We start from the raw sequence: 25,354 nt of genomic DNA, 5'->3' as shown, positions 1-25,354 counted from the left end.
TGCAACATCAGCTATGCGCTAAGGTGATCGTTTTAACGAGTCCCCTCACTCATCCCCCAGCTTCACCCACCGCCACGTCCGCGTCATCCGGACCGGTCCCGGCCGTCGCACCGGGAGGTGCCCGACATCGGCCGGTATCGCCGAGGTCAGCTTCACATAGATATAGTCCGTCTTGCCGCAGCCCGAGCAGACAAAGGGCGGCTCGAGGGCGTCGCGATTGGGGTCGAGGATGGTGACGAGATCGGTGGCGAGGTAGCGCACGAGCTTGCGGCAAAGGTTGCAGCGGCAGACCACCAGCTGGTTGGCCGCTGCCGCGTGGCGCAACAGATATTCCTTGCCCGGATAGGGGCGTTCGCCGCGATAGGGTGAGGGCATCGACTCAAGTCTCCGCCCGCAAGTCTAGCTTCGGAACAAACCAGGAACAACTATTGGTTGTTCCCAGCGGGTTAGCGCATCGCCTCAGCCGCCAGGTGCAGCCGTTCGGCGCTGAGATGGGTCCAGCGGGTGACGGCCTGGTGCTGCGCCGCTTCGCGCCGCACATAGGCCTCGATCCGCTCCTGGCCGATTTCGTCGAGCAGGTGCCGGCAGGGCTTCCACATGGCCCAGTCGGGATTGACCATGCGGATGTGGAGCCGGTCCTGGACGATGTCGAAGTGGACATTGGCCGAGCGGGCCAGGTCGAGGAATTCGGCGACGTCGCGGTCGCTCAGAATGGGATCGGTGGTCATGGCGCTGCCTCGCATTTGATGTAAATGCAATGCATCAGTCGCCCCGGCGCTCCCGGGACCTCCATTCATGGTTAACCGAGGGTAAACGGCTGCAGCCTACGCTGCCGTCTGATGCTTCGATATGCCCAACGTGGCGCCACGAACGCGGTCTGTCCCCTCCCCCTTGAGGGGAGGCCAGGGTGGGGGTTCCGGCCCATCCAGAGGCCAAAAGCATGGGCGAGCGCAGAACCGCAACCCTTCCCCCCAAGGGGAAGGGGGAAGAGTGCCACCGAAGAAACTTATCCCCGCCCGCGCCACCTGCCGCATAATGGCCTCGTCACCACCGCACGGAACGGAGTCGAGACGGACGGCTGCGGTGGGATGCCGAACGGACGGGGATACCGGATCCCGGACCGCGTGCAGTTATCGGCCGTCGTCCCCGCGAGCGTTGGGGGCGGCGCGAGTCCGGTAGCGTGCGTAAAATCGGCACTCCGAGGCGGCAATCGTCTCACCTACTAATCACCCAGAGACGCTTGCCGCCTCGGAGCCGTTTCCACCCCGCACCGCCTCTCCGGGCGGCGCCTGCGCATGCTTGCTCGATCCCGCCGCGCAAGCCGGAACGGAAGAGCACGCCCGCCATTTCATTTTGACCAACAGAGGCGAGCGTCACCCATGCAAAATCACTTCGAAACCCTGGCCCGGCTCGGCTATGCCGCCCGTGGCCTTGTCTATATCCTCCTAGGCGGCCTCGCCCTCACCTCCGCCCTCTGGGGCGGCAGCGATGCGCAGGGGTCGTCCGATGCCCTGTCGAGCATTCTCGACCTGCCCTTTGGCCGTATCCTCATGGGCATCGTTGCGGTCGGGCTCTTTGGCTATGTGCTCTGGCGTCTGGCGCAGGGGCTACTTAACGCCGACAATGTCGAGGACGACGCCAAGGGCTTTATCGGCCGCGTCGGCTCCCTGGTCAGCGGCGGCGCCAATATCTTCCTCGCGCTCACCGCGGCGCGCATGGCGCTGACTGGTGGCGGCAGCGGCGGCGGTGGCAATGGCGAGGAAAGTGCCTCGGCCTGGCTGCTGCAGCAGCCCTTCGGCATGTGGCTTCTCGGCCTCGTCGCCATCGGCGTCATCATTGCCGGCCTCGTGCAGATCTGGAAGGGCGTGACGCGCGAATACCGCAAGCGCATCCACCTGCCGCCCGCGCACGAAAACTGGCTCGATGCCGTCTGCCGCTTCGGCCTGGCCGCGCGCGGTGCGCTTCTGGCCATTATCGGCGGTTTCCTCCTTTATGCCGCCTTCACCGTTTCGCCCGAACAGGCAGGCGGCATCAGCCAGGCGCTCGACTATGTCCATGCCCTGCCCTTTGGCCGCTGGCTCTATGGCATTGCCGCGCTGGGTCTCGTTGCCTTTGGCGCCTATAGCGTGGTGCAGGCGCTTTATCGCCGCGTCGACGCCCCCAGCCTCAGCGACGTCAAGCACGCGGTGCCGGGCGTCTAAAGAACTATCGCCGCCCTCATGGGGCGGGGACAGGATCACACCGGCGGCGACTGCACCGTGCTGTCGGGAAAGGGCGTCTGTTCGGGCGGGAAGCTGGGCGCTTCGCCTGGATCGTCGCCACCGGGCAGCGGCACGTCCTCGTTGTCGGGCTCGGCATGGCCGGGGCCGATAGGCGGCACCGGGCCCGGTTCGGTGTCATCGGGCAGTGTGGGAATGGTGGGGGGCATCTGCATGGCAATCTCCTTCAGGAAAGCAATCGCCCACCGCCCGGCGTGGTTCCGGAGGGCGGATCACAATGGGGAAACCCCCTGAGGGTCCAGCCGTTGCTCCTCCCGTCGAGCAAGGAGTTCACCATGGTTCAGCACAGCGCCGGCCAAGCCTTTGTCGAAAAGTTCCTCGATGCGCAGAACCAGGTCTATCCGCAGGCGCTGGGCGAACTGCGCGCCGGGCAGAAGCGGAGCCACTGGATGTGGTTCATCTTTCCCCAGCTCGCCGGCCTCGGCCGCAGCGAAACGGCGCGCCACTTCGCCGTCGCGGACCTTACGGAGGCCAAGGCCTATCTCGCGCACCCGATCCTTCGTGCGCGCCTCCATGAATGCACCCGAGCCGTGCTGCTCCATGCGCCCGGCGGCCCTGCACCGCGGACGCTGGGGCAGATCCTCGGCTCCCCCGACGACCGCAAGTTCCATTCGTCCATGACACTGTTTCACGCCGCCGATCCGGAAGACCCGGTATTTCGGGAGGCGCTAAGGGCCTTCTTCGATAGCCGCGAGGATCAGGCCACCCTAACGCTGCTGGCGGCGAACGGTGACTAGCCGCCCCGCCCCACCGGGCGGAATGGACAGCGACACAACATGCGTCGCCGCCGCCACGATCTCGGGAGATCGCTCGGCCCATTCGACCAGGACGATAGCGGCGGCATTGTCGAGGAGCCCGAGTTCATCGACCTCCCGCGGATCGCCCAGCCGGTAGAGATCGGCATGCAGCACCGGTCCCCTGGCCATTTCATAAGGCTGCACCAGCGCAAAGGTCGGCGACGGCACGTCGAGCGCGGGATCACCGGTGAGCGTCCGGATAATGGCGCGGGCCAGCGCCGTTTTCCCCGCCCCCAGATCACCCTCTAGAATGACGAGATCACCCGGTTGCAGCGTATTGGCGAGTTCTGCCCCCAGTTGCGCCGTGGCCGCGTCGTCGGGGAGCATCTGCTCCATTATTCGGCGACACCGGCCATGGCGCTGTCGCGCGGCAGGTTGACCACGATGCGCGAGCCGCGCGGTTCCCGCTTTTCAGCAAGGATGGTGCCGCCATGGAGGTTGACGAAGGTCTTGACGATGGCGAGACCCAACCCGGCGCCGCGCTGCCGTCCCGAAGGCGTGTCAATACGCGTCTGAATGGCCGCCCGCATCTCGTCGGTCACGCCCGGGCCCTCGTCCTCGATCACGAACAGCATCCGCTCGGCGCGATGGCTGACCGAGAGGCGAATCTCCCCGCCCGGCGGCGAGAAGCGCGCGGCATTGCTGAGGAGGTTATAGAGCACCTGCACGATGCGCGTCCCATCGGCGATGAATGGCGGCATGTCGGGCTCGATGTCGACCACGAGGTTGATCGGCTTCTCCCCCGATATCTCGGGGAAGGTCGCCGAAAGACCGGCCTTGGCCTTGTCGATCAAGGTCGGCACGTCGAGCAGTTCGGGCCGCAATTCGGCGATCCCGGCATCGACGGAGGCCAGGTCGAGAATATTGTCAATCAGCACGCCCAGCGTCACCGAGGAGGCGCGGATATAGTCGATATAGGCCTTCTGCCGCTCGTTGAGCGTGCCGCCTTCGCTCCCAGCGAGAAGATCGGCAAAGCCGATAATATTGGTCAGGGGCGAGCGCAGTTCATAGGACACGTTCTCGACAAAGGCGTCCTTGAGCAGGTCGGCCGCCACGAGCGCGTCGTTTCGTTCCTTGAGCACCTTGGAATAGCTGGCGCTTTCGGTGACGTCGAGAAATGTCATCATGGTCTGCCCATCGGGCAGGCGCGTGATGGCATAGTCGAGCAGCCGCCCGTCCGAGCGGTTGAGGCGCCCGGTCTGGTCGGAGCGAGTGGGATTGAGATCGATGATGCCGCGCTTGAGATCGCGCCAGATGCTGGCACCATCTTCGGGAATGGCGCGGCCCGAAGCCTCGGCGATCTGGTCGATATGGGGATTGCGGCCCAGTTCGTTGGTCGGCAGCTTCCAGAGGGCGGAAAGGCGCGGATTGCTCAGCGTCAGCCGTCCATTGGTGCCGAACACGGCCACCGCTTCGCTCAGGGCATTGATGGTTTCGCGCTGGACGTTGCTGAAGGCCTTGTTGGTCGATTCGAGCTTGAGCCGTTCGGTGATGTCCTCGAACACATAGATGACGCCGCCCTGCGGGCCAGCGGGGGCCGAGATCACCTTGATGGTGCGGCCATCGGGCAGGTGCCACGGCTCGTTCTCATGCGGCGTCTTGCGGGAATAGGACTCAAGGTGCTTGCTGCGCCAGGTCTGGTAGTCGACCTCGTTGGGCAACATGCCCTCGGTGCGCAGCTTGTCGAGAATGGCGCGCTCATCGAGCCCAGGCACAAGGAAGCTGCGGCTCAGTCCCCACAGACTGGCATAGGCATCGTTGAACTGGACCAGTTCACGCTTGGCGTTGAAGATGGCGATCGGGGTGGTGAGGGCGCTGATGATGCCGCTCACATGGGCAAGCCCCACATTGGCGGCCGGTGCCGCCTCGTCTTCGAGCTGGCGCAGGTAACCGGCACGGCCCTCGCTGACGGGGAATTCCACCAGTTCGAAAGCGCCCTGGCCCGGCCAGGTGACCGAGACGGTGCCCGGCTTGTCCCCGGCAGCGCATTGCTGCAGGTGCTGCTTGAGTTGCGGCGTGTCGAGCAATTCGGCTGGTGCCGTTTCGCTGCAGGTTTTGCCCAGGCGCCTGGCAAGGTCCAGATAGGCGCCATTGGCAAAGACCAGGCGGTTGCTCTTGTCGCGGGCAAAGGCCGGCTGGGGCAGCGCTGCCAGAACGGCGCGGACACTGGCCTGGTCACCCGAGGCTGCCGCGGCAACCAGGGCAGGCTCGGCGCCGGCCTGGAGGAAAGCCGGGCGCAGGCGCATGGCGGCACCACTGCCGAGCACCCAGCCCTCGGCGCGGATCACCCGCCCCTCCAACGTCGTGAGGCTAACGGCAAAGGCGTGGCCATCGACCCGCAACCCCTCAAGGAGGCGCCCAAGCTTGTCGGCATCGCCCGGTACCAGCCAGGACGAGAATCTGAGGATGCTGTCCGGCTGCCGGCCCAGCGGCAAGACGGCGGCTGTTTGACCCAGCAGGCGCGGTGCACCGCCGGTGCTTTCGGTCCACAGCACGGTCAGTTCGCGCGAGCCGGAGAGCAGGGCTTCGTATTCGTCGACCATGGCGCGCAAACCGGCGATCTGTTCGCTCGCCCGGTACCGCGCCGCCTTGCCATCGGCCAACATCGTTCGCACGACCGTCACGGCCAGGACGGCAAAGGCACCGGCTCCAACAGCGATAGCTATGGGTGCTGCACCGGCTATGCTGGCCGGATTGATGCCCTGTGCGAGGGCGGGGACCGCCATCATCAGGGTCAGGGGCGCGGCGCCGATCGCCGCGAATCCCAATTGCTTCCGGAGGTGATCCGGCGCCATAGCTGCCTCAAGGTCAATCAAAAATGGTGTCGGCCGGCCCATCGGCCGATACGCGGTACAAAGAAGCGGCCAACGCGGACTCCCCAAGGATTCCGGCCCTCTCCAACCCGGCTGCGCGTCCCCTGCTAGCCGAATCACCCCGACCATACCGGCACGGTGAATCACCTAAAAGAGTCTTAATGAATGTGCATTATGGGCAAAGCCGCCTTATCGGGGATTGACCAAGAACGAAGCAGAAACTTCGAACCGGCGCTTCGCGCAAAATCGCTCCGGTGGAGCGATTTTAGGTTCGAAGGCCATGAGGCCTATGGCCGAGTGGCTAACCGGCGGAGCACCCACCCCCAAAATCAAACGCCCGCAGCCAAAGCCACGGGCGTCCTGCTCGATCCAATCCGCTGCTAGTAGCGGTATTCACCGCTCTTGAACGGACCTTCCGGCGAGACGCCGATATAATCCGCCTGATCCTTGGTGAGCTTGGTCAGCTTGGCTCCGAGCTTGGCCAGATGCAGTTCGGCGACCTTTTCGTCGAGATGCTTGGGCAGGACATGCACCTTCTTTTCGAGCTTGTCGCCATTGGTCCAGAGCTCGATCTGCGCCAGCGTCTGGTTGCTGAAGGAGGCCGACATCACGAAGCTCGGATGCCCGGTGGCATTGCCCAGGTTCACCAGACGCCCCTCGGAGAGGAGGATCAGGCGCTTGCCATCGGGCTTTTCGACCAGGTCGACCTGCGGCTTCACATTGGTCCACTTAAAGTTGCGGAGCGCCGCAACCTGGATCTCGTTGTCGAAGTGGCCGATATTGCAAACAATGGCCATATCCTTGAGGTTGCGCATATCGTCGAGCGTCAGCACATCCTTGTTGCCGGTTGCGGTCACGACAATATCGGCCCGCGGGGCAGCGTCGGCGAGCGTCACCACTTCGAAGCCTTCCATCGCTGCTTGGAGGGCGCAGATCGGGTCAACTTCAGTCACCAGCACGCGGGCGCCGGCGCCGCGCAGCGATTCAGCCGACCCCTTGCCCACGTCACCATAGCCGCAAACGACGGCCACCTTGCCTGCCAGCATCACGTCGGTGCCGCGGCGGATCGCATCGACCAGCGATTCACGCGTCCCATACTTGTTGTCGAACTTGGACTTGGTGACCGAGTCGTTGACGTTGATGGCCGGGAACGGGAGCTCGCCCTTGGCGTGAAGCTGGTAGAGGCGCATCACGCCCGTGGTGGTTTCTTCGGAAACGCCGCGGATGGCATCGCGGATCTTGCTGAAGAAGCCCGGGGACTTGGCGAGGCGGCGCCGGATGGTGGCAAAGAAGATTTCCTCTTCCTCGTTGCCGGGATTTTCGAGAACCGAAATATCGTTTTCCGCCTTGGCGCCAGTCAGGATGTACATGGTGGCGTCGCCGCCGTCGTCGAGGATCATGTTGGGCGTGGCGCCCGGCCAGTCCATCATGCGGTCGGTGAAGTCCCAATATTCTTCCAGCGTTTCGCCCTTGTGCGCGAAAACCGGGATGCCGGCGGCGGCGATCGCCGCGGCGGCATGATCCTGGGTCGAGAAGATATTGCACGAGACCCAGCGCACCTCGGCGCCCAGCGCCACCAGCGTCTCGATCAGCACGGCGGTCTGGATGGTCATGTGCAGCGAACCGGCGATGCGGGCGCCCTTGAGCGGCTGCGACGCGGCAAATTCGGCGCGAATGGCCATCAGACCCGGCATCTCGATCTCGGCAATGTCGAGTTCCTTGCGGCCAAAGGCGGCGAGGGAAATGTCCTTGATCGCATAGTCGGTCGCTGTGGCGGTCATGTCTGGCTCCGGCAGGAAATGGCAGCTCCTGCTATACGCAAGGCAGGGTCGCCGATCAACATGATATAAAGAAATGTTTATATCTGCGTCAGCGATAGGCTGCATAGCGGCGCCGGCGCCAGCGCTGGACGGGCAGCGCGCAGAAGCGCCAGAGACTCGACAGGATCAGGTACCCAAGGATGAAGCCGCCACCGGCATAAAGGATACCTTCCATCGTCACCGGCACGGCGGGCCGATAATTGGCCAGCGTCCTTTGGCCGATGTCACTGTCGAGATAGGCCGGCAGTGCCTGGAACCGCCCCACCGCATCGGCACCTTCCACCTCTGCCAGCATGGCGCTGAGCTGCTCGTAGCGCTGGAAAGTGGCCGTCATCGAGGTCCCGCGGCCAGCCAGGAAGTCATCGTTGGAGGCGTTATAACGCTCGAGCGCCGCTGCCCGATCGAGCCCGCCGGCAAGCGCGGCGCGGTCGAAGTCCTCGGTGATGACGCGGAGCTCGTCCACCGCTCCGCCGAGGCGCTGCGTATATTGCTGGGCATATTCGGGAAACTGGCTGAGCACGAGTGCCAGCCCCAATCCCGCAACCGACGCTATCGCTCGCCGCATGAACCCCTCCGCCTGCGCTCACACAATGGGCGGCACGCTCCGGCGTTCCGATCGCGTTCAGCCGGCGACGCCGTCACTGTCTTCGTCGAAGCCGTTGTTGACCAGCTCCACGATCGCCTCCAGCGCCTCGCGGGCCTGCTTGCCGCTGGCCTGGACCAGGATGGTAGAGCCCGGTCCGGCGCCCAGCATCATCAGCCCCATGATGGAATTGCCGCTGACCGAAGTGCCGTCCTTGATAACGCTGATGCTGGCATCATAGCATTCGGCGGTCCGCACGAAACGCGCCGAGGCGCGGGCATGGAGGCCCTTGCGGTTGACGATCGTCAACTGCTGGGCAACGGCCCTGCCGCCTCCCGCCGCCCCGTCCATTAGCCGGCACCGAGGATGGAATTGGCCACGGTGATGTATTTGCGCCCCGCTTCCTGGGCAAGGTTGACCGCATCCTTGATCACCATGTCGCCGCGCACCCGGCCGAGCTTGACCAGCATGGGCAGGTTGACCCCGGCGATCACTTCCACGTCGCGGTTCTGCATCACGGAAATGGCGAGGTTGGAGGGCGTGCCGCCGAACATATCGGTCAGGATGATGACGCCGGCGCCGTCATCGGCGCGGTCCACCGCGGCCAGGATGTCGTTGCGCCGATTTTCCATATTGTCGTCAGGACCGATGGCGATGGTTTCGCAGAAGTCCTGCGGCCCCACGACATGCTCGAGTGCCGACTTGAATTCATTGGCAAGCGCACCATGCGTCACCAAAACCAGACCTATCATGCCACGTCCTCAGCCTGCCGGTCCACGCCGGCAACACAGCGAATCCTGCCCCCTGTTCGTTGAAAGACTGATAAGGCCCCAACGAACGCGAACCCGGCCCCAAAAGGACGAGCAGCCGGCATTTTCGGCGCTGACGGCATGCGATTCAAGCTGTTTTTTCTGCCGATGCCGTCGCGTTGCGCCCAAGGGCGGCAATGGCCTCGATCACAAGCAGCAGTTGATGGCCAACGCTGACCACGCCTCCCGAGGGCACCGGCGCGCGCGGCAGGGTCACGCCCTCGATTTCCGCTACCATCTGGTCTTCCTCGAGCATGCGCACCAGGTCGGGCACAAGGTCGATCACCAGATGAAGCGGCACCTCGCGGCGGAAGGGCCGCTGCACTATGCCGCGCCCGCGCAGCTCGATCAGACCCGCCAGTTGATCGGGCGCCACCATGGTCAACCCAGCGCCGGTGGGGACAAGATCGACACGATCGTCGGCGACGAGAAACGCTGCCAGTCCCCGCCCCTCCCAGCGATCAAGGAGGCTCAACGCCAGCACGGACTTGCCGGCGCCCGAGGGACCCCGCAGCAAGACGCCGGTCTCGCCCAGCAGCAGTCCCGTTCCATGCACGTTCCTGGTCATGAGCCCCTATCTCCTGATCCGCGGCAGGACGATGGTGAAGATCGCGCCGGAGCGGTCCTGCCGGTTTTGGGCGCGGATCGTACCCTTGTGCGCTTCCACGATCTGCTTGCTGATCGAAAGGCCCAGCCCTGAATGGTCGCCAAAGCTCTCGCCCTCGGGCCGGTCGGTATAGAAGCGCTGGAAGATCTTGCCGAAGTCCCCCGTGATGCCCGGCCCCTCGTCGGTGACGGTCACCACGATCTGTTCGGCATCAGTCGAAATCGCTACGCGCACCACGCCGCCCGGCGGCGAAAAGGAGACGGCATTGTCAATCAGGTTGGCAAAGACCTGCGCCAGCCGCGACTCGTGCCCGTTGATCACCGCCGCACCCTTGCCGGCGCGCTTGCCCATCTCCACGGACACGCCGCGGCCTTGCGCCATGTCCTTCTGGATGCCCACCATGGCCTCGGCGAGCTTTTCGACGTCCACCCGTTCCGAACCCTCGCGCGCCAGTTCGGCATCGAGCCGGCTGGCGCTGGATATATCGGTGATCAGGCGATCAAGGCGTTTGACGTCGTGCTGGATGATGTCGTTGAGCCGCGCCCGGTCCTCCGCACGCTTGGCCAGCGGCAGGGTTTCTACCGCGCTGCGGAGGGAGGTCAGCGGGTTCTTGAGCTCATGAGCCACGTCGGCCGCGAAGCGCTCGATGGCCTCAATGCGATTATAGAGCGCGTCCGTCATCCGCCGCAAAGCGCCGCTCAGGTGCCCGATCTCGTCGGGGCGATCGGTGAAGTCGGGGATTTCGGCGCGGGCATTGCCTGCGGTCTGCACCCGCTCGGCCGCCTCCGACAGGCGCCGCATCGGCCCGGCAATGGTGCCGGCCATCAGGAGCGACAGCGCGATCTGCACCGCCGCTGCGATCATGGCGATGCGGAGGATGCTCCAGCGCTCCTGCGCCACCACGGCGTCGATATCGCCAGGGGCGGTGGAAAGGAGGATGGCGCCCACCACGGCGCGCATGCGCTGCACGGGGACTGCAACCGAAACCACCAGCTGATTATGGTCGTCGACCCGCACGAAATCGGCCGGCGCGCCCTGGAGGGCCGAGGACACTTCTGGATAGCGCCCGCCCTGCTCGACGCCGAAATCCTGATAGCGCGGGAAGTTGTCGCCCGGCACCCAGGAGAGGACGGCATTCCACCAGTCCCAGAGGAAAAAGCTCTGCTGCTCGGTCTCGATCACCGTGCGCGGCGCGTCGCCGCGGGCGTAGATATTGTCGCTGTCGAGGATCATCAGCCCGCCCTGGTCGTAGATGCGGGCCCGGGTGCGGGTGGGGATGATGAGGTTGCGCAAAAGCGGCGCCACCCGCTCCGGATTGATGGGGAATTCCAGACTCGGGTCGAAATAGGAGAAAGACGACACCGTGCCGTCCCCCTGCAGCTGCAGCAGGCGATCGGGATTGACCGAAATGACGTCGCTGTCCACGGTCGCCGAGGCGGCAATGGCGGCGGCGATGATCTCGCCCTGCACCCGCAGCGACTGCACGCGCGCGTCGATCAGCCCGGCGCGCCACTGGTTGAGGTAGAGGATGCCGATGACCAGCACCAGCAACCCCGCCAGGTTCAGCACGATGATGCGCTGGGTGAGGCTCGAGAAGATGGTGAAGTTCAGGAAGCGCCCGATGCCGCTGGACAGCTTGTAGAAGGGCGCCAGCAATGTCCGCCAGCTTCTGGCGGACCTCCGCTTTTCCCGCTCCGGCGCAGGCTCGTCGGCTCCCGGCGCGCGCCATTGCTGCGACGCGTCGGTGCGGCCCTGCTGCTCCGGATCGAGGATCGCCACTTGCGGAACTATTGCTCCTTGAAGCGGTAGCCGACGCCGTAAAGCGTTTCGATCATCTCGAAATCGTCGTCGGTCTGCTTGAACTTCTTGCGCAGGCGCTTGATGTGACTGTCGATGGTGCGATCGTCCACATAGACCTGGTCGTCATAGGCCGCGTCCATCAGCGCATTGCGCGACTTGACTACGCCGGGGCGCAGTGCCAGCGCCTGGAGGATCAAAAATTCGGTAACCGTCAGCGTCACGCGCTGTCCCTTCCAGGTGCAGGTGTGGCGTTCCTCGTCCATCACCAGCGAGCCGCGCTCGATCAGAGCCTTGCCCGGTTGCGGCTCGCCAGTCGCGCCGGCAGGCGCCGAGGGGTCGCGCGGGGCCGAGCGGCGAAGGATGGCCTTCACCCGCTCCACCAGCAGACGCTGCGAGAACGGCTTGGTGATGAAGTCGTCGGCGCCCATCTTGAGCCCGAAGAGTTCGTCGATTTCCTCGTCCTTGGAGGTCAGGAATATCACCGGCACGTCCGACTTCTGGCGCAGGCGGCGCAGCAGTTCCATGCCGTCCATGCGCGGCATCTTGATGTCGAGAATGGCCAGGTCCGCCTTGTCGGTGGTCAGCCCCTCAAGACCGGACGCCCCGTCGGTATAGGTGGCGACTTGGTAGCCTTCGGCTTCCAGCGTCAGCGAGACGGAGGTCAGGATGTTGCGGTCGTCATCGACCAGGGCGATTTTGGGCATTGGCTGCCTTTCTTGTTCGGACGCTTGCAAACATGTGGCTTTGTCGTTGTACGCTTGCATTGGACAATTACGCACTAAATAAGGCGCGGCCAAGGGCGCCGCGGCCGACAAACGCCCCGTGGCCCTGATGCAACTTCCGTCGTAAGACGCATTTCGGGCTGTCTGAGCTAAACCATCAGCGCCTAGGTTCGATCCAACATGGCGGCACCTTTGCCGCAATCTTTGGAGCGACCCACATGACCCAGTTCGATCATGAGACCCTGCGCAGCCGGATTGCGGCGCTGGCCGGAACGGTTTCGGTGAACGATCGCGCTCCGGTGCTGGTCACCCGTTCGCTGCAGGGCGATGAAAGCGAGTTGACCGTTGACGGCGCTGTCACCGTGCGCACCGGCGCCTTCACCGGCCGCTCGCCCAAGGACAAGTTCATCGTCCGCGACGCTTTGACCGCAACCAGCGTCTGGTGGGACAATTGCGCCGCCATGAGCCCGGCGCAGTTCGACACGCTGCTCGAGGACGCGGTCGCTTCCTTTGGCGGCGCCGCCCTGTTCCGGCAGGATCTGCTGACCGGGGCCGATCCGCGCTTCCAGTATGGCGTCACGGTCCTGACCCCCAGTGCCTGGCATGCGCTCTTTATCCGCAATCTCCTGATCCGCCCCGGCGAGACGGTGGAAACGGCGAGCAACCCCACCCCGGTCACGATCGTCCACGCGCCCCATTTCCGCGCCAGCCCCGAGCGCCATGGCAGCCGCACCGACACGGTGATCGCGCTCGACATGAGCCGCAATGTGGTGGTCATCGCCGGCACGCTCTATGCCGGGGAAATCAAGAAATCCGTATTCTCTCTGTTCAACTTCCACGCGCCGCGCCAGGGTGTCCTGCCCATGCACTGCTCGGCCAATCTGGGCAAGGACGGGGAAGCCGCCCTGTTCTTCGGCCTTTCGGGCACCGGCAAGACCACGCTCAGCAATGACCCGGCCCGACCGCTGATCGGCGACGACGAACACGGCTGGAGCGGCGATGGCGTCTTCAACCTCGAGGGCGGCTGCTACGCCAAGACCATCAAGCTGAGCCCCGAGGCGGAGCCCGAAATCTTCGCCGCCACCAGGCGCTTCGGCACCGTGCTGGAAAACGTCGTCCTGGACGACAGGCATGTTCCTGATTTCGACGACGTGTCGCTGACCGAAAACACCCGCGCCGCCTATCCGCTCGATGTGCTGCCGGCTATCGCCAAGGGCAGCGTCGGCGCTACGCCCAAGACCGTGGTCTTCCTTACCGCCGATGCCTTCGGCGTCCTGCCGCCCATCGCCCGCCTCACGCCCGAGCAGGCGGTCTACCACTTCCTGTCCGGCTATACCGCCAAGGTCGCCGGCACCGAACGCGGCGTGACCGAGCCGCAGGCGACATTCTCGGCCTGCTTCGGCGCGCCCTTCATGTCGCTCCACCCAACGGTCTATGGCGACATGCTGGCCGAAAAGCTCCGCGACAGCGGCGCCACCACCTGGCTGCTTAATACCGGCTGGACCGGCGGCGGCTATGGCACCGGCAAGCGCATCGACATCGCCTCGACCCGCCGCCTGCTCTCGGCAGCGCTCGACGGCGAACTCGACCGAGCCGAAACGCGCATCGACGAGCTTTTCGGCTTCGCGGTTCCCCTGGCCGTATCCGGGGTCGAGCCGCGCCTCCTGACGCCACGCGCCACCTGGGCCGACCCGGCCGCATACGACCGCCAGGCCCTCCACCTCGCCAACCTCTTCCGCGCCAACTTCGATAAATTCGGCACTCCCGCCCACCCCACCGCCGGCCCCCTCCTGCTGCAAGCGGCGGAGTAGGTACCGCCACCACACGTCACCCTCGGGCTCGTCCCGAGGGCTCTTCACCCACCAGACGTCACCCTCAGGCTCGACCGGGCGGCTCCCCACCCACCGCGGCGTCACCCTCGGGCTCTACCCAGGGCTCTTCACTTCTCTTGATTCCGCTCAAGTACAGTCCCCTCGGGTAAGCCCGAGGGTGACGGCCAGTGGGTTGGTCCCGCGATCCATCGAACACGGGTGACGCCGGGTGGAGGGAGCCGTCGTCCAGCGACCTGCCCCGGGCACACCCCCGCACCCGCAGTCGACCTTCCCTCCCCCCTTGAGGGGAGGGATCGAGGGTGGGGGTTTTGCAATCTCCCATACCTCGTGCCACCAGCCGGATCCCCCCTCACGTCACCCTCGGCCTAACCCGAGAGCCCTTCACCCACAAGGCGTCACCCTCGGGCTCGACCCGATGGCTCCCACACACCACATGTCACCCTCGGGCCTGACCCGAGGGCTCTTCACTTCCCTTTGCTCCCCCAAGTACAGTCCCCTCGGGTCAAGCCCGAGGGTGACGCCCAGTGGGATGGTCCGCAATCAAGCGACCGAGGGTGACGCCGGTGAAACAGGCCGTCGTCCAGCGACCGCCCCCCACACCCACCTCCCCCGCAGTCGACCCTTTCCACCGCACAAACTTATCCCCACCCCCTCCACGCCGGCGCATACTGCCCCCATCGACCCGGAATGCGAGCGGTGCTGCAGCGACCAGCAGCCGGGGAGACGCCGAACGAGGGGGCAAGATCGTGGCCCTTTGCTCGCGCCGAGACATGGGCCGCTGACCCCGCGAGCGTTGGGGCGGCGCGAGTCCCGTGATCCGACGTAAAATCGGTGACCCCGGGGCGGCTTCCGTCTCACTACAAACAAACTCAGAGGCGGTTGCAGCCTCGGGGTCCGCTCGTCACGAGACAACCGCGTTTCAGGCGGCGCCTTGGCACGTCACGACTAAGGGGATGAGGGGCGCCTCAGTTGGGCGAATAGAAGATATGCGAGCCGATCGAGGCGACGGCATTATAGGTATTGGACCAAGACGGGCTCACCGCCTTGGTGTGATAGTAAAGGGTGGAACCGGGAACGGCGCCCACCTGTTCGCCGGTGGCGAATTCGGCATAAACCGTCTGGGCCAGATCGGCCGAACGGGCCCAGGCGCGGCGCTCACCCGGCGTATCGCTGCGGCCGTCGCAGGCAAAGGTGAACTGGCAGCGATAGCGGCCCTTTTCGGCATTCTGGTAGATCACGCCGCACAAGGTGGACGGGAACTTGCCGGAACGGGCGCGGTTGACGATGACATTGGCCACGGCCAGCTGGCCCGCTTCGCTTTCGCCGCGCGCCTCGTGGTAGATGGCCTGTGCCAGACAGTCGCGTTCGGCATTGGCGTGCTGGACGCGCTTTTCCAGCGGCTCAAAGCTCGTTTCCACATAGGCCGCCAGCATGGACGGGTTGAGAGCGGGTTCGGGCTTACTGGAGCCGCCGGCAAGGCTGGCAATGGCGGAAACGGCGCTGTTACCTTCGGCCGAGTTGCGGGCAATATAGCCCATCAAAACGTCAGCGGTAAGTTCGGTCGGGCGCTCGTAGCTCAGCACGTCGAAGGCGCGCAGCTGGTTCTGGCGCTCCACATAGTTGGCCAGGAGCGTCGCAGTCAGCTTCTGCTGGCCGGGGGCGACGCCGACCATGGTCGGGCCGATGGGCGGCTGGGCGCGCAGCTGAACAAGATCGGCGGGAACCGGAAGCGGGGTCACGTCGGCGACGCGCAGCGTTTCGGCATGAACGGGAACAAGAGTGATGAACAGAACGAGTGCAACGGCACTCAATGCGAACGCATGCGAAACCGCGCGCACAGCAATATTCCGCCAGCTCTTCCCCAATGCCCCGTCCTTGCCCCTGAGCCCGTCCAGCCATATCCGGCGGGCCTTCATTGGACCTGTCGTTGCAGGTCCCTCGTCATTCCCGGCGGCACATTATCCAAGCTGTGCAGCGGAGGGAAGACGAAATTTACGACTGTTTAACCATAGCGGTTAGCGAGTTAAGACAGGGTTAATCGAGCAAGGAGAGAAAGAAAACCCAATATTTTCCTGCACTTGCCGCGTGGTGAAGTGCCGGTTCATGGGTTCCGTAAAAGTTTACGGATAACGCGATCGTCACCCGCTGCCAATTAAGCGGGAGCAGCCGGACGCGCGCGGCGCCCGGACAAGCGTCAGACTGGAGACGGAGGATCTAGCGCCGCGGGAAGGCGGCGTGGCGCACGTGGTCGAGGCTTTCCATCACGGCAATGCCGAGGGCGCGGATTTCCTCGCTCGGATGGACAAGGTCGGGCACCATCACCGTCTGCATGCCCGCGGCATGCGCGGCGCGCACGCCGGCATGGCTATCCTCGAGCGCAAGACACCGGGTCGGCTCGATGCCCAGGCGCCTCGCCGCGGTGAGATAGGGCTCGGGATGCGGCTTGGGATGAACCACGTCGTCACGGGTGACGATGGTGTCGAAGAGGTCGAAGAGACCGGCCGCCGTCAGGTGGTGCTGGGCATGAGGGTTGCGGGACGAGGTGGCGACGGCGGTGGGAATCCCCCGCTCGCGCAGTTCGGTCACCAGTTCCCGCGCACCGGCCTTGACCGGAACGCCGCCATGGCTGCGTTCGCGCATGATGAAGCGGCAGCGCTCGTCGAACAGCGTATAGGGAAAGCTCACCCCATAGGCCTCGATCAGCAGCTGGCTCGTGCGCTCATGACTGCCGCCCACCATGGACATATGCACCTCGTCGGTCATCTCGAAGCCGAGCTCGGTGCAGACTTCAAAGACGATGGTGCGGAACACGCTCTCGGTATCGAGCAGCGTGCCGTCCATGTCGAAGATTGCGGCTTCGAAAGGGGCGATGTGCAGGATGTCGCTGGAGCTTGTCATCTGGCTCGATATAGGGCGATTTGTCCACAGGCGCTAGGCGTGTGTTACCCTTGCAGGCCTGCAGCAACAGCATGGCCGAGTAGGCGTTATGAGAGCATGAGCAGTTTCAAGCCCGCACAGCAGCACCTCGCCCTCGGCGCCGAGTTCTTTGACCCGGTCCGGCCCGCCGACTTCCCCCAGACCATCCTGCGCCATCGCGATCAGCGCTGGGCGCGGCGCATGGGACTCGACGATCTTTCCGACGAGCAGTGGATCAGCCATTTCGGGCGTTTCACGCCCCTGTCCGGCTCGCTGCCCGAGCCGCTGGCGCTGCGCTACCACGGGCATCAGTTCCGCAGCTACAATCCCGACCTGGGTGACGGCCGCGGCTTCCTTTTCGCCCAGGGCTATGACCTTGAGGATGGTCGTCTGCTCGATTTCGGCACCAAGGGATCGGGGCGCACCCCCTGGTCGCGCGGTGGCGACGGCCGGCTCACGCTCAAGGGCGGGGTCCGCGAGGTGCTGGCTACCGAAATGCTCGAGGCGCTCGGCGTCTATACGTCCAAGAGTTTTTCGCTCATCGAAACCGGCGAGGAACTCGATCGCGGCGACGAGCCGTCGCCGACGCGTTCGTCGGTGCTGGTGCGGCTCAGCCACAGCCACCTTCGCATCGGCACCTTCCAGCGCCTCGCCTATCTCGAGGACCACGAGAGCCTCAGGCACCTGGTCGAATATGCCATTGCCACCTACTACCCCGAACTGGCTTCGGCACCGGACGGGCCGGCCGCCCTGCTTGAAGCCATTGTAGGAAAGGTCGCGCAGCTTGGGGCGCAATGGACCGCGGCGGGCTTTGTTCATGGCGTGCTCAATACCGACAACATCAACATCACCGGGGAAAGCTTCGACTACGGCCCCTGGCGCTTCCTCCCTACCTACGACCCCGCCTTCACCGCCGCCTATTTCGACCAGACGGGGCTTTATAGCTTCGGCAACCAGCCCGATACCCTGGCCTGGAACCTGACGCGTCTCGCCGAATGCTTTCTGCCGCTGACCAGCGTCGAAGCCCTGGAGCCGGCGCTCAACACCGTCTGGCCAGCCTTCCGGGCCGAACTGCCCCGCCAGATCCTCCGCCGCCTGGGTCTTGAACCGCAGGACACTGAAACCGACGGCGGCTTCGTGACGGCGCTGTTCGGTTTCCTTGCCGAGAGCCAGGCGCCCTATGAACAGTTCTTCTTCGACTGGCGCGGAGGCGTGCAGAGCGCCGGCCGCGCCGCGGCCAGTCCATCGGCCGGCCTTTATGCCCGCGAGAGCTTCCGCCCGGTGGCCGACGGGCTCGAGCGTTACGCTCCGGCCGGGGACCTTAACCTATCGCACCCCTATTTCAGCCGCTCCAAGCCGCGCACCATGCTGATCGAAGAGGTGGAAGCCATCTGGGCGCCGATTGCGGAGCGCGACGACTGGACGGGGTTCCACGACACACTGGCGGAAATCGCGCAGATGCGGCAAGCCTATGGTGTCACACCCTGAGGACACGGCCATGCCCATCTACGCCCTGGACGGCACCGCTCCATCCATTGACCCTGACGTCGGCTGGATTGCACCCACCGCCGTGCTGGTGGGCGATGTGGTGGTGGGTGCCGAAGCCGGCCTCTGGTTCGGCGTGGTGGCGCGGGGCGATATCGAGCGCATCAGCATCGGCGCCCGCACCAATGTGCAGGAAAACTGCATCCTCCACACCGATACCGGTTATCCGCTAGTGATCGGCAACAACGTCACCATCGGCCACGGCGCCATCGTTCATGGCTGCACCATCGGCGACAACACGCTGATCGGCATGGGCGCGACCATTCTCAACGGAGCTCAGATCGGGAAGAACTGCCTGATCGGCGCCAATGCTCTCGTTACCGAGAACAAGGTCATTCCCAACAACTCCATGGTGCTAGGCGCACCCGGCAAGGTGGTACGGAGCATCGACGAGCAAGGCGTCGCTTCCCTCGCCGCCTCCGCCGAGCGCTATGTGCGCAATGCCCGGCGCTTTGCCAGGGGCATGACGCCGGCCACGGCCAGTCCGGCGGATTTCGACCCGGCATGATCGAGGGGGCCGAACGCCATCGTGCCATCATTGAACTGGCGCGCCAGCACAACCGCCTCACCGTCGATGCGCTGGCGACCCATTTCGGCGTCTCGGTGCAAACCATCCGCAAGGATCTCAACATCCTTTGCGAGCAGCGCCTGCTGACCCGCATCCATGGCGGCGCCACCCTGCCCTCCGGCGTGGAAAACCTCGAATACGAAGCGCGCCGCCGTATCGCCGCCTCCGCCAAGGAAGCGATCGGCAAGGCCGCAGCTGCGCTCATCCCCAACGACGCCTCGCTCTTTATCAATATCGGCACCACGACCGAAGCGGTCAGCCAGGCGCTGCTGGACCATGACGGGCTCCTGGTGGTCACCAATAACATCAACGTCGCCAACCGCATGCGCATCTATCCGCGCTTCGAAGTGGTCATTGCCGGCGGCATCGTCCGCCCCTCCGACGGAGGCATCGTCGGCGAGGCGGCAGCCGATTTCTTTTCCCGCTTCAAGGTCGACTACGCGGTGATCGGTGCCTCGGCGCTGGACGAAGAGGGAGCGCTGCTCGACTACGACTATCGCGAGGTCAAGGTCGCGCAGTCCATCATCGCCAATGCCCGCCACGTGATCCTTGTTGCCGACAGCGGCAAGTTCGCCCGTTCGGCACCGGTGCGCATTGCCCGGATCGACCAGATCGGCACCTTCGTGACCGAACGCTGCCCGTCCGACACGTTTCGTGACCTCTGCGTTAAGGCCGGCGTCGCCCTAATCGAGATCGAAAAGCCGCCAGAAGATTAATCGAGCACTAACCACTTATCCACGTCCCGCTCCGGATAAGGCATACATAAACCCTGCTGAAGCAGTATGGGCTGCCGGGCATAGGGGCGTCGGCACTGGCGGATACTTGAGTAGCAAGACAAGACATCGCAAAGACGGAAAACACAGCTGGCTGCGCCCGGTCCTGCTGCCGGCGTTGCTGGCGCTTTGCGTTCTGGTCGTGGGCGGCGTTTTCCTGGACCGGCAGAACTCCGTCCTCAACCACCAGCGCGCCCGCGCGGCGGTGATGGATCAGGTCTCGCTGATCCGCGCCAAGCTCGAGGGCCACATCAACGGCAATATCCAGCTGGTTCGCGGCCTCGTCTCCACGATTGCCACCGAACCAGGCATGGATCAGGCCCGGTTTTCCGCCCTTGCCACCAATGTCTTCGAGGAGCAAAGCCAACTCCTGACAATCGCTGCGGCACCGGACCTCGTCGTCAGCATGATCCATCCTCTAGCAGGCAACGAACGGGTGCTGGGGCTCGATTACCGCACCAATGCGGCCCAGCGCGGTTCGGTGATGCGCGCGCGCGACAGCGGCAGGCTGGTACTGGCCGGGCCCTTCGATCTTGTGCAGGGTGGCCGCGGCTTCGTCGGCCGTTTTCCGGTCTATACCGACGGCGCCGCCGGTCGGGAATTCTGGGGTGTTGTTTCGGCGGTGATCGACGTCAACCGCCTTTATGCCGATAGCGGGCTGCTCACGGCAGAAACCGGCATCGAGTTCTCGATTTCTGTTCAGGATACCAAGGGGCTCCCCTCCACCCGATTCTTCGGGCCCGAGCTCAACAAGCAGGATCCGGTCAGGGCATCCATTATCCTACCTTCGGGTAGCTGGGAGATTGCGGCGGTTCCCAAGGGTGGCTGGGAAGCGGCCCAAGGCAATGTCTGGCTCCTACGCGCCGCCATGTTGCTTGCGGGCGGGCTCATTCTCCTGCCGATCGTCATTACCGGCCGCCTGATGGTCGAGCGCCAGGCGCATCTACGCGATAGTGGTCAGCGCGAAAAGGAACTCGCTCGCCTCTCCCGCCGCCTTGCCTTGGCTCTGGACGTCTCAAAGGTGGGCGTCTGGGAAATGGATCTGGCGACCGGCGCGGAAACTTGGGATGATCGCACCAACGAACTTTATGGCCTGCCCGCAGACGGCGGCGAACGGAGCCATGATCACTGGAAGGCCGTCGTCCACCCCGATGACCAGGAGCGCGCCGAGGCCGCCTTCCGCAGCATGATTGCGACCGGCCATTACATTTCGGAGTACCGGGTGCTGCTCTCCGACGGCGCAATCCGGCATGTCCGCTCCATGGCAGCGCTCTTCAACGAACCCGGCGCCCCCGACCGCGTGATCGGGGTCAACTGGGACGTCACCGCCGACGTGGTGCTCAATGAAGAGTTGCGCCAGGCAACCCTTCTGACCGAGGCGCGCAACCGTGAACTGGAAGCGGCGCGCATCCGGATCGAGCATAATGCCCTCCACGATAGCCTCACCGGCCTCCCCAACCGGCGCTATCTTGACGAGATGCTGCGGCGGGAGTCGGCAACCGGCTTCCGCGGCACCGGTAGCATGGCCATGCTGCATGTCGATCTCGATCGCTTCAAGCAGATCAATGACACGTTGGGCCATGCGGCGGGCGACGCCATGCTGATTCATGCCAGCGCCGTGCTACAGGACACCTGCAGCGCAGAAGACTTCATCGCCCGCATCGGTGGCGACGAGTTCGTGGTGCTGACCTCGGCCGAACAGGGTGATGCCTATCTGGCCGAACTGGCCGAACGCATCGTCGTTCAGATGCGCCAGCCCGTGACCTATGAGGGGCATGAATGCCGCTTCGGCGTCAGCATCGGCATTGCCGCGGCCCATGGCGAGGCGCTCGATATCCAGCGCCTCCTGATCAACGCAGACATCGCTCTTTACCGTGCCAAGGGCCAGGGGCGAAACCGCTACGAATTCTTCTCCGAGGCGCTCCAGGCGGAAGTCGTCAAAACCAAGCGCGTGGCCGACGAGATCCTCAACGGCCTCGAGCGTGATGAATTCGTCGCCTGGTACCAGCCGCAGTTCGACGCCAGGACGCTGGAGGTTGTCGGCGTCGAGGCCCTGGCCCGCTGGAACCACCCGCAGGAGGGGATCAAGACCCCCGACACCTTCCTGCCGATTGCCGAAGAACTCAACGTCGTGGCAGCGCTCGACCGCCTCGTCCTCTCCCAGGCGCTGGCGGCCCTCGCCCGTTGGGATACCATGGGGCTCGCCGTACCGCGCGCCTCGGTCAATGTCTCGCACCGCCGCCTCCATGACGAGGGGCTGATCGAGGGACTGATGGAGCTCGACATCGAACGCGGCCGCATCGCCTTCGAACTGGTGGAATCCATCTATCTCGACGAAAGCAATGCCCTCGTCGCCTGGAACATCGACCGCATCAAGGAGCTAGGCATCGATGTCGAAATCGACGATTTCGGCACCGGCTATGCCTCCATCGTGTCGCTGCAAAAGCTGAGGCCCAAGCGACTCAAGATCGACCGGCAACTGGTCGACCCGATCCTGCGCGACCCGGCACAGCGCCAGCTCCTGGCTTCCATCGTCGATATCGGCAAGTCCATGGGCATCGAAGTGGTCGCCGAAGGCGTCGAGACCATGGAACACGCCGCAATTCTGCGCGAACTGGGCTGCGACATTCTTCAGGGCTATGCCCTGTCGCGGCCACTGAGCGCGGCCGATCTCGAGACCTTCCTTGCCAACCGGGCCTGGTTCAAGGCGTCCTGAGGCGCCTTCTCAAATCTCCTCTGCCATGGCTTTATGCCCGCCCAGCGGAGGACCTCTATAATGGCAGACAAAAACACTCGCTTCGGGATTGGTGTCGTGGGCGCCGGGATGGGGGCCAAGCCCCATGCGCTGGCGCTCCAGTCGCTCAGCGACACGATCGAAGTGGTGGGCGTCTTCCGGCGCGATAGTGAGCAGCGCCGGCAGTTCTGCCAGACCTACGGCTTCAGCGAAGCCGAAAGCCTCGAGGCTCTGCTCGCCGACCCGCGCATAGATGCCCTGCTTGTGCTGACGCCACCCAATGCGCGCGAGAGTATCGTGCGCGACGCCGCCGCTGCGGGCAAGCACGTGCTGCTGGAAAAGCCGGTCGAGCGCACGCTCGCCGCCGCCGAACGCATCGTCGACATAGCCGATGGTGCCGGCATCACATTGGGCGTCATCTTCCAGCATCGCTTCCGCCAGGCCTCGCGCTACCTCGCCGAGGCCGTCGAGGAAGAGCGATTCGGACGGATTGATGCGGTAACCCTCTTCGTTCCCTGGTGGCGGCCGCAGAGCTACTACGATCAACCCGGGCGCGGCACGCTGGCGCAGGATGGCGGCGGCGTGCTGATCACCCAGGCGATCCACTCGCTCGATCTGATGCTCAGCCTCTGCGGCGAGGTATCGGCCGTGACGGCCATGGCCAAAACCACGCGGCTCCACCGCATGGAAACAGAGGACTTCGTTTCCGCAGGGCTCGAATTTGCCAGCGGCGCCGTCGGTGCCGTAACTGCGACCACAGCCAGCTTCCCGGGCGGTCCGGAAAGCCTCACCATCAACTTCAGCACCGCCACGGCCACGCTGACGGCGGGCAACCTCACCATCCAGACCATGGCGGGAGAGACCATTGCCATCGGCGAAGCCAGCCAGGGCGGTAGCGGCGCAGACCCGATGGCCTTCCCCTTCGACTGGCATGCAGCACAGATCGCAGACTTCGTGCAGGCGGTGCGCCAAGGCCGCGCCCCGCTCAGCACCGGGCACACGGCGCTTCGCGTTCACCGGCTGATCGATGCCATGGTACGGTCGGCGGGGGAAGGACGGCGCGTCGTCCTTCCCTAGACGCTGTCAGGCCGCTGCCGCGGCCTTCTTGGCGAGGCGGGCACGTATGCTTTCGACGCTCGAATTGGGCGTCGCGGCAAAGAGCGTGCGGGTGTATTCGTGCTGGGGATGGCTGAACACCGCATCGCGGGTGCCGTGCTCCACCACATCGCCGAAATACATGACCATGACTTCGTCGGCGATATAGCGCACCACGCTCAGATCGTGGCTGATGAAGACATAGGTCAGCTGGAACTCGTCCTGCAGGTCCTTGAGCAGGTTGAGGATCTGCGCTTGAACCGAAAGGTCGAGCGCCGACACCGGCTCGTCGAGCACCAGGAAGCTTGGATTGAGCATCAGTGCACGGGCAATGGCGATCCGCTGCCGCTGGCCGCCCGAGAACATGTGCGGGTAGCGGTTATAGTGCTCGGGACCCAGGCCCACCTTGACCAGCATCTGCATGGCCTTTTCCCGCCGCTCGGCAGCCGACATATCGGTGTTGAGCAAAAGCGGTTCGGCCAGCACGTCGCCGATCTTCTGGCGCGGGTTGAGCGAGCCATAGGGGTTCTGGAAGACGATCTGCACCTTCTGGCGCATTGCCTTGGTGACGCCCTGGCTCTTGTCCACCTTCTCGCCGTCGATCAGGATTTCGCCCGAGGTCTGCTGGTCAATCAGCGTGATCATGCGCGCCAGGGTCGACTTGCCGCAGCCGCTTTCGCCCACCACGGCCAGGGTCTTGCCCTTTTCGAGCTTGAAGTTCACGCCCTTCACCGCATGCACCACCTTGGCGGGGCGGAAGAGGCCACCGCCGCTGACATAGTCGCGCTTGAGATTGCGCACTTCGAGGACTGGCGTGCTCATCGGGCAATCTCGTCGGCAAAGTTGAAGTCGGACACGGTCGGCAGGCGATCGCCCACGGCATTTTCCGGCAAGGCCGACAGGAGGGCGCGCGTATAGTTGGACTTGGGGTTCTCGAAGAGGGTCAGCACGTCCGCTTCCTCCATCTTGTGACCCTTGTACTGCACGATCACGCGGTCGGCGGTCTCGGCTACGACACCCATGTCATGGGTGATCATGATGAGACCCATCCCCGTTTCGGCCTGCAGCCGCACCAGAAGGTCAAGGATCTGCTTCTGGATGGTCACGTCAAGGGCCGTGGTCGGCTCGTCGGCAATCAGCAGCTTGGGGCTGCACGCCAGGGCAATGGCGATCATCACGCGCTGGCACTGCCCGCCCGACATCTGGTGCGGAAAGGCACCAAGACGCTCGGCACCATCCCTGATGCCCACGAGCCGCAGCAGTTCGACCGCACGGTCGCGGGCCGCCTTGCCGCGCAGGCCCATGTGGCGGTTGAGCACTTCCTCGATCTGGAAGCCGATGGTGAAGCAGGGATTGAGGCTCGCCACCGGTTCCTGGAAGATCATGGCGATCTCCTTGCCGATGATGCGCCGCTTTTCCTGCGCACTCATGGTCAGGAGGTTCTTGCCCTCGAACTCCATCTTGTCGGCCGTCACCGTCGCTGTCTTGGGCAGGAGGCCCATCACGGCGAGCATGGCCACGGACTTGCCCGACCCGCTTTCGCCCACGATGGCGAGAACTTCCCGGGCGTCGACCGAAACATCGATGCCGTCTACGGCCTTGAACAGGCCGACTGAGGTATCGAAGGAGACGGTGAGGTTTCTGATTTCAAGCAGGGCCAT

24 protein-coding genes are annotated in these 25,354 nt (G+C 64.6%); 8 read left to right on the top strand and 16 right to left on the bottom strand.

The window, feature by feature from the left end; genetic code table 11:
- Positions 1-45: 45 nt before the first annotated feature.
- Together VIL88_RS16975 and VIL88_RS16970 are read right to left on the bottom strand one after the other, a co-directional pair.
- A complete protein-coding gene (locus VIL88_RS16975; protein WP_331990801.1) occupies positions 46-375 on the bottom strand; it encodes a hypothetical protein in 330 nt (109 codons plus the stop codon).
- A 71-nt stretch (positions 376-446) separates the two neighbouring features.
- Positions 447-728: a hypothetical protein gene (locus tag VIL88_RS16970; RefSeq protein WP_331990800.1), complete on the bottom strand. Its 282-nt coding sequence runs from the start codon at positions 726-728 to the stop codon at positions 447-449.
- A gap of 651 nt (positions 729-1,379) precedes the next feature.
- Here VIL88_RS16970 and VIL88_RS16965 point away from each other — a divergent pair.
- Positions 1,380-2,201: a DUF1206 domain-containing protein gene (locus tag VIL88_RS16965; RefSeq protein ID WP_331990799.1), complete on the top strand. Its 822-nt coding sequence runs from the start codon at positions 1,380-1,382 to the stop codon at positions 2,199-2,201.
- Between the two features lie 35 nt (positions 2,202-2,236).
- Here VIL88_RS16965 and VIL88_RS16960 read toward each other — a convergent pair whose 3' ends face one another.
- Positions 2,237-2,434 carry a hypothetical protein gene (locus VIL88_RS16960; protein ID WP_331990798.1) on the bottom strand — a complete coding sequence of 66 codons (198 nt, stop codon included), beginning with the start codon at positions 2,432-2,434 and terminating at the stop codon, positions 2,237-2,239.
- A 120-nt stretch (positions 2,435-2,554) separates the two neighbouring features.
- Here VIL88_RS16960 and VIL88_RS16955 point away from each other — a divergent pair, with 120 nt between their 5' ends.
- A complete protein-coding gene (locus VIL88_RS16955; RefSeq protein WP_331990797.1) occupies positions 2,555-3,016 on the top strand; it encodes a DUF1810 domain-containing protein in 462 nt (153 codons plus the stop codon).
- Here the strand turns inward: VIL88_RS16955 and tsaE are convergent.
- The 9 genes from tsaE to VIL88_RS16910 form a co-directional block, all read right to left on the bottom strand.
- Complete coding sequence (gene tsaE / locus VIL88_RS16950; RefSeq protein WP_331990796.1) at positions 2,987-3,412, bottom strand: tRNA (adenosine(37)-N6)-threonylcarbamoyltransferase complex ATPase subunit type 1 TsaE; 426 nt, start codon at positions 3,410-3,412, stop codon at positions 2,987-2,989. The two genes, VIL88_RS16955 and tsaE, sit on opposite strands and share 30 nt — an antisense overlap.
- On the bottom strand, positions 3,412-5,871 hold the full coding sequence (locus VIL88_RS16945; protein ID WP_331990795.1) for a sensor histidine kinase: 2,460 nt from the start codon (positions 5,869-5,871) through the stop codon (positions 3,412-3,414). Before VIL88_RS16945 ends, tsaE begins: the two co-directional genes overlap by 1 nt.
- Before the next feature lie 398 nt (positions 5,872-6,269).
- Positions 6,270-7,670 carry an adenosylhomocysteinase gene (gene ahcY / locus VIL88_RS16940; RefSeq protein WP_331990794.1) on the bottom strand — a complete coding sequence of 467 codons (1,401 nt, stop codon included), beginning with the start codon at positions 7,668-7,670 and terminating at the stop codon, positions 6,270-6,272.
- A gap of 88 nt (positions 7,671-7,758) precedes the next feature.
- Entirely contained in the window at positions 7,759-8,274 is a 516-nt protein-coding gene (locus VIL88_RS16935) for a DUF2937 family protein (protein WP_331990793.1), read from the bottom strand.
- Between the two features lie 57 nt (positions 8,275-8,331).
- Positions 8,332-8,643, bottom strand: coding sequence for an HPr family phosphocarrier protein (locus VIL88_RS16930; protein ID WP_331990792.1), 312 nt, complete (start codon positions 8,641-8,643; stop codon positions 8,332-8,334).
- Positions 8,643-9,044: a PTS sugar transporter subunit IIA gene (locus tag VIL88_RS16925; RefSeq protein ID WP_331990791.1), complete on the bottom strand. Its 402-nt coding sequence runs from the start codon at positions 9,042-9,044 to the stop codon at positions 8,643-8,645. The genes VIL88_RS16930 and VIL88_RS16925 overlap by 1 nt, the downstream gene beginning before the upstream one ends.
- Positions 9,045-9,189: 145 nt before the next feature.
- Entirely contained in the window at positions 9,190-9,669 is a 480-nt protein-coding gene (locus tag VIL88_RS16920) for an HPr kinase/phosphatase C-terminal domain-containing protein (protein ID WP_331990790.1), read from the bottom strand.
- Positions 9,670-9,675: 6 nt separating this feature from the next.
- Positions 9,676-11,481 (bottom strand): stimulus-sensing domain-containing protein, encoded by a 1,806-nt coding sequence (locus tag VIL88_RS16915; RefSeq protein WP_414650162.1) that lies wholly within the window; start codon positions 11,479-11,481, stop codon positions 9,676-9,678.
- A 14-nt stretch (positions 11,482-11,495) separates the two neighbouring features.
- Complete coding sequence (locus VIL88_RS16910; RefSeq protein WP_331990788.1) at positions 11,496-12,212, bottom strand: response regulator transcription factor; 717 nt, start codon at positions 12,210-12,212, stop codon at positions 11,496-11,498.
- Between the two features lie 236 nt (positions 12,213-12,448).
- On the opposite strand from VIL88_RS16910, the gene pckA reads away from it, so the two are divergent.
- Positions 12,449-14,041, top strand: coding sequence for a phosphoenolpyruvate carboxykinase (ATP) (gene pckA / locus VIL88_RS16905; RefSeq protein WP_331990787.1), 1,593 nt, complete (start codon positions 12,449-12,451; stop codon positions 14,039-14,041).
- 986 nt (positions 14,042-15,027) lie between these two features.
- Here the strand turns inward: pckA and VIL88_RS16900 are convergent.
- Positions 15,028-15,873: a cell wall hydrolase gene (locus tag VIL88_RS16900; RefSeq protein ID WP_331990786.1), complete on the bottom strand. Its 846-nt coding sequence runs from the start codon at positions 15,871-15,873 to the stop codon at positions 15,028-15,030.
- Positions 15,874-16,276: 403 nt separating this feature from the next.
- Positions 16,277-16,960: an HAD family phosphatase gene (locus tag VIL88_RS16895; protein WP_331990785.1), complete on the bottom strand. Its 684-nt coding sequence runs from the start codon at positions 16,958-16,960 to the stop codon at positions 16,277-16,279.
- Positions 16,961-17,056: 96 nt separating this feature from the next.
- Between VIL88_RS16895 and VIL88_RS16890 the strand changes: the two genes are divergently transcribed.
- The 5 genes from VIL88_RS16890 (at position 17,057) to VIL88_RS16870 (ending at position 23,675) form a co-directional block, all read left to right on the top strand.
- On the top strand, positions 17,057-18,466 hold the full coding sequence (locus VIL88_RS16890; RefSeq protein WP_331990784.1) for a protein adenylyltransferase SelO: 1,410 nt from the start codon (positions 17,057-17,059) through the stop codon (positions 18,464-18,466).
- 10 nt (positions 18,467-18,476) lie between these two features.
- Positions 18,477-19,031, top strand: coding sequence for a gamma carbonic anhydrase family protein (locus tag VIL88_RS16885; RefSeq protein ID WP_331990783.1), 555 nt, complete (start codon positions 18,477-18,479; stop codon positions 19,029-19,031).
- The gene (locus VIL88_RS16880) at positions 19,028-19,807 is read left to right on the top strand and encodes a DeoR/GlpR family DNA-binding transcription regulator (RefSeq protein ID WP_414650159.1); all 780 of its coding nucleotides are present in this window, start codon (positions 19,028-19,030) and stop codon (positions 19,805-19,807) included. Before VIL88_RS16885 ends, VIL88_RS16880 begins: the two co-directional genes overlap by 4 nt.
- A gap of 106 nt (positions 19,808-19,913) precedes the next feature.
- Positions 19,914-22,580 carry a bifunctional diguanylate cyclase/phosphodiesterase gene (locus VIL88_RS16875; RefSeq protein WP_331990782.1) on the top strand — a complete coding sequence of 889 codons (2,667 nt, stop codon included), beginning with the start codon at positions 19,914-19,916 and terminating at the stop codon, positions 22,578-22,580.
- Positions 22,581-22,640: 60 nt separating this feature from the next.
- Complete coding sequence (locus VIL88_RS16870) at positions 22,641-23,675, top strand: Gfo/Idh/MocA family oxidoreductase (RefSeq protein WP_331990781.1); 1,035 nt, start codon at positions 22,641-22,643, stop codon at positions 23,673-23,675.
- A gap of 6 nt (positions 23,676-23,681) precedes the next feature.
- Here the strand turns inward: VIL88_RS16870 and VIL88_RS16865 are convergent, their stop codons facing one another.
- Together VIL88_RS16865 and VIL88_RS16860 are read right to left on the bottom strand one after the other, a co-directional pair.
- Positions 23,682-24,515 carry a dipeptide ABC transporter ATP-binding protein gene (locus VIL88_RS16865; RefSeq protein ID WP_331990780.1) on the bottom strand — a complete coding sequence of 278 codons (834 nt, stop codon included), beginning with the start codon at positions 24,513-24,515 and terminating at the stop codon, positions 23,682-23,684.
- The gene (locus VIL88_RS16860; RefSeq protein ID WP_331990779.1) at positions 24,512-25,354 is read right to left on the bottom strand and encodes an ABC transporter ATP-binding protein; all 843 of its coding nucleotides are present in this window, start codon (positions 25,352-25,354) and stop codon (positions 24,512-24,514) included. The genes VIL88_RS16865 and VIL88_RS16860 overlap by 4 nt, the downstream gene beginning before the upstream one ends.

It is taken from the genome of Devosia sp. (genome assembly GCF_036563435.1).
In the GTDB taxonomy this organism is placed as follows: domain Bacteria; phylum Pseudomonadota; class Alphaproteobacteria; order Rhizobiales; family Devosiaceae; genus Devosia.
Note: the sequence above shows the minus strand (reverse complement) of the source record. Positions and strands in the feature narration are given on the sequence as shown.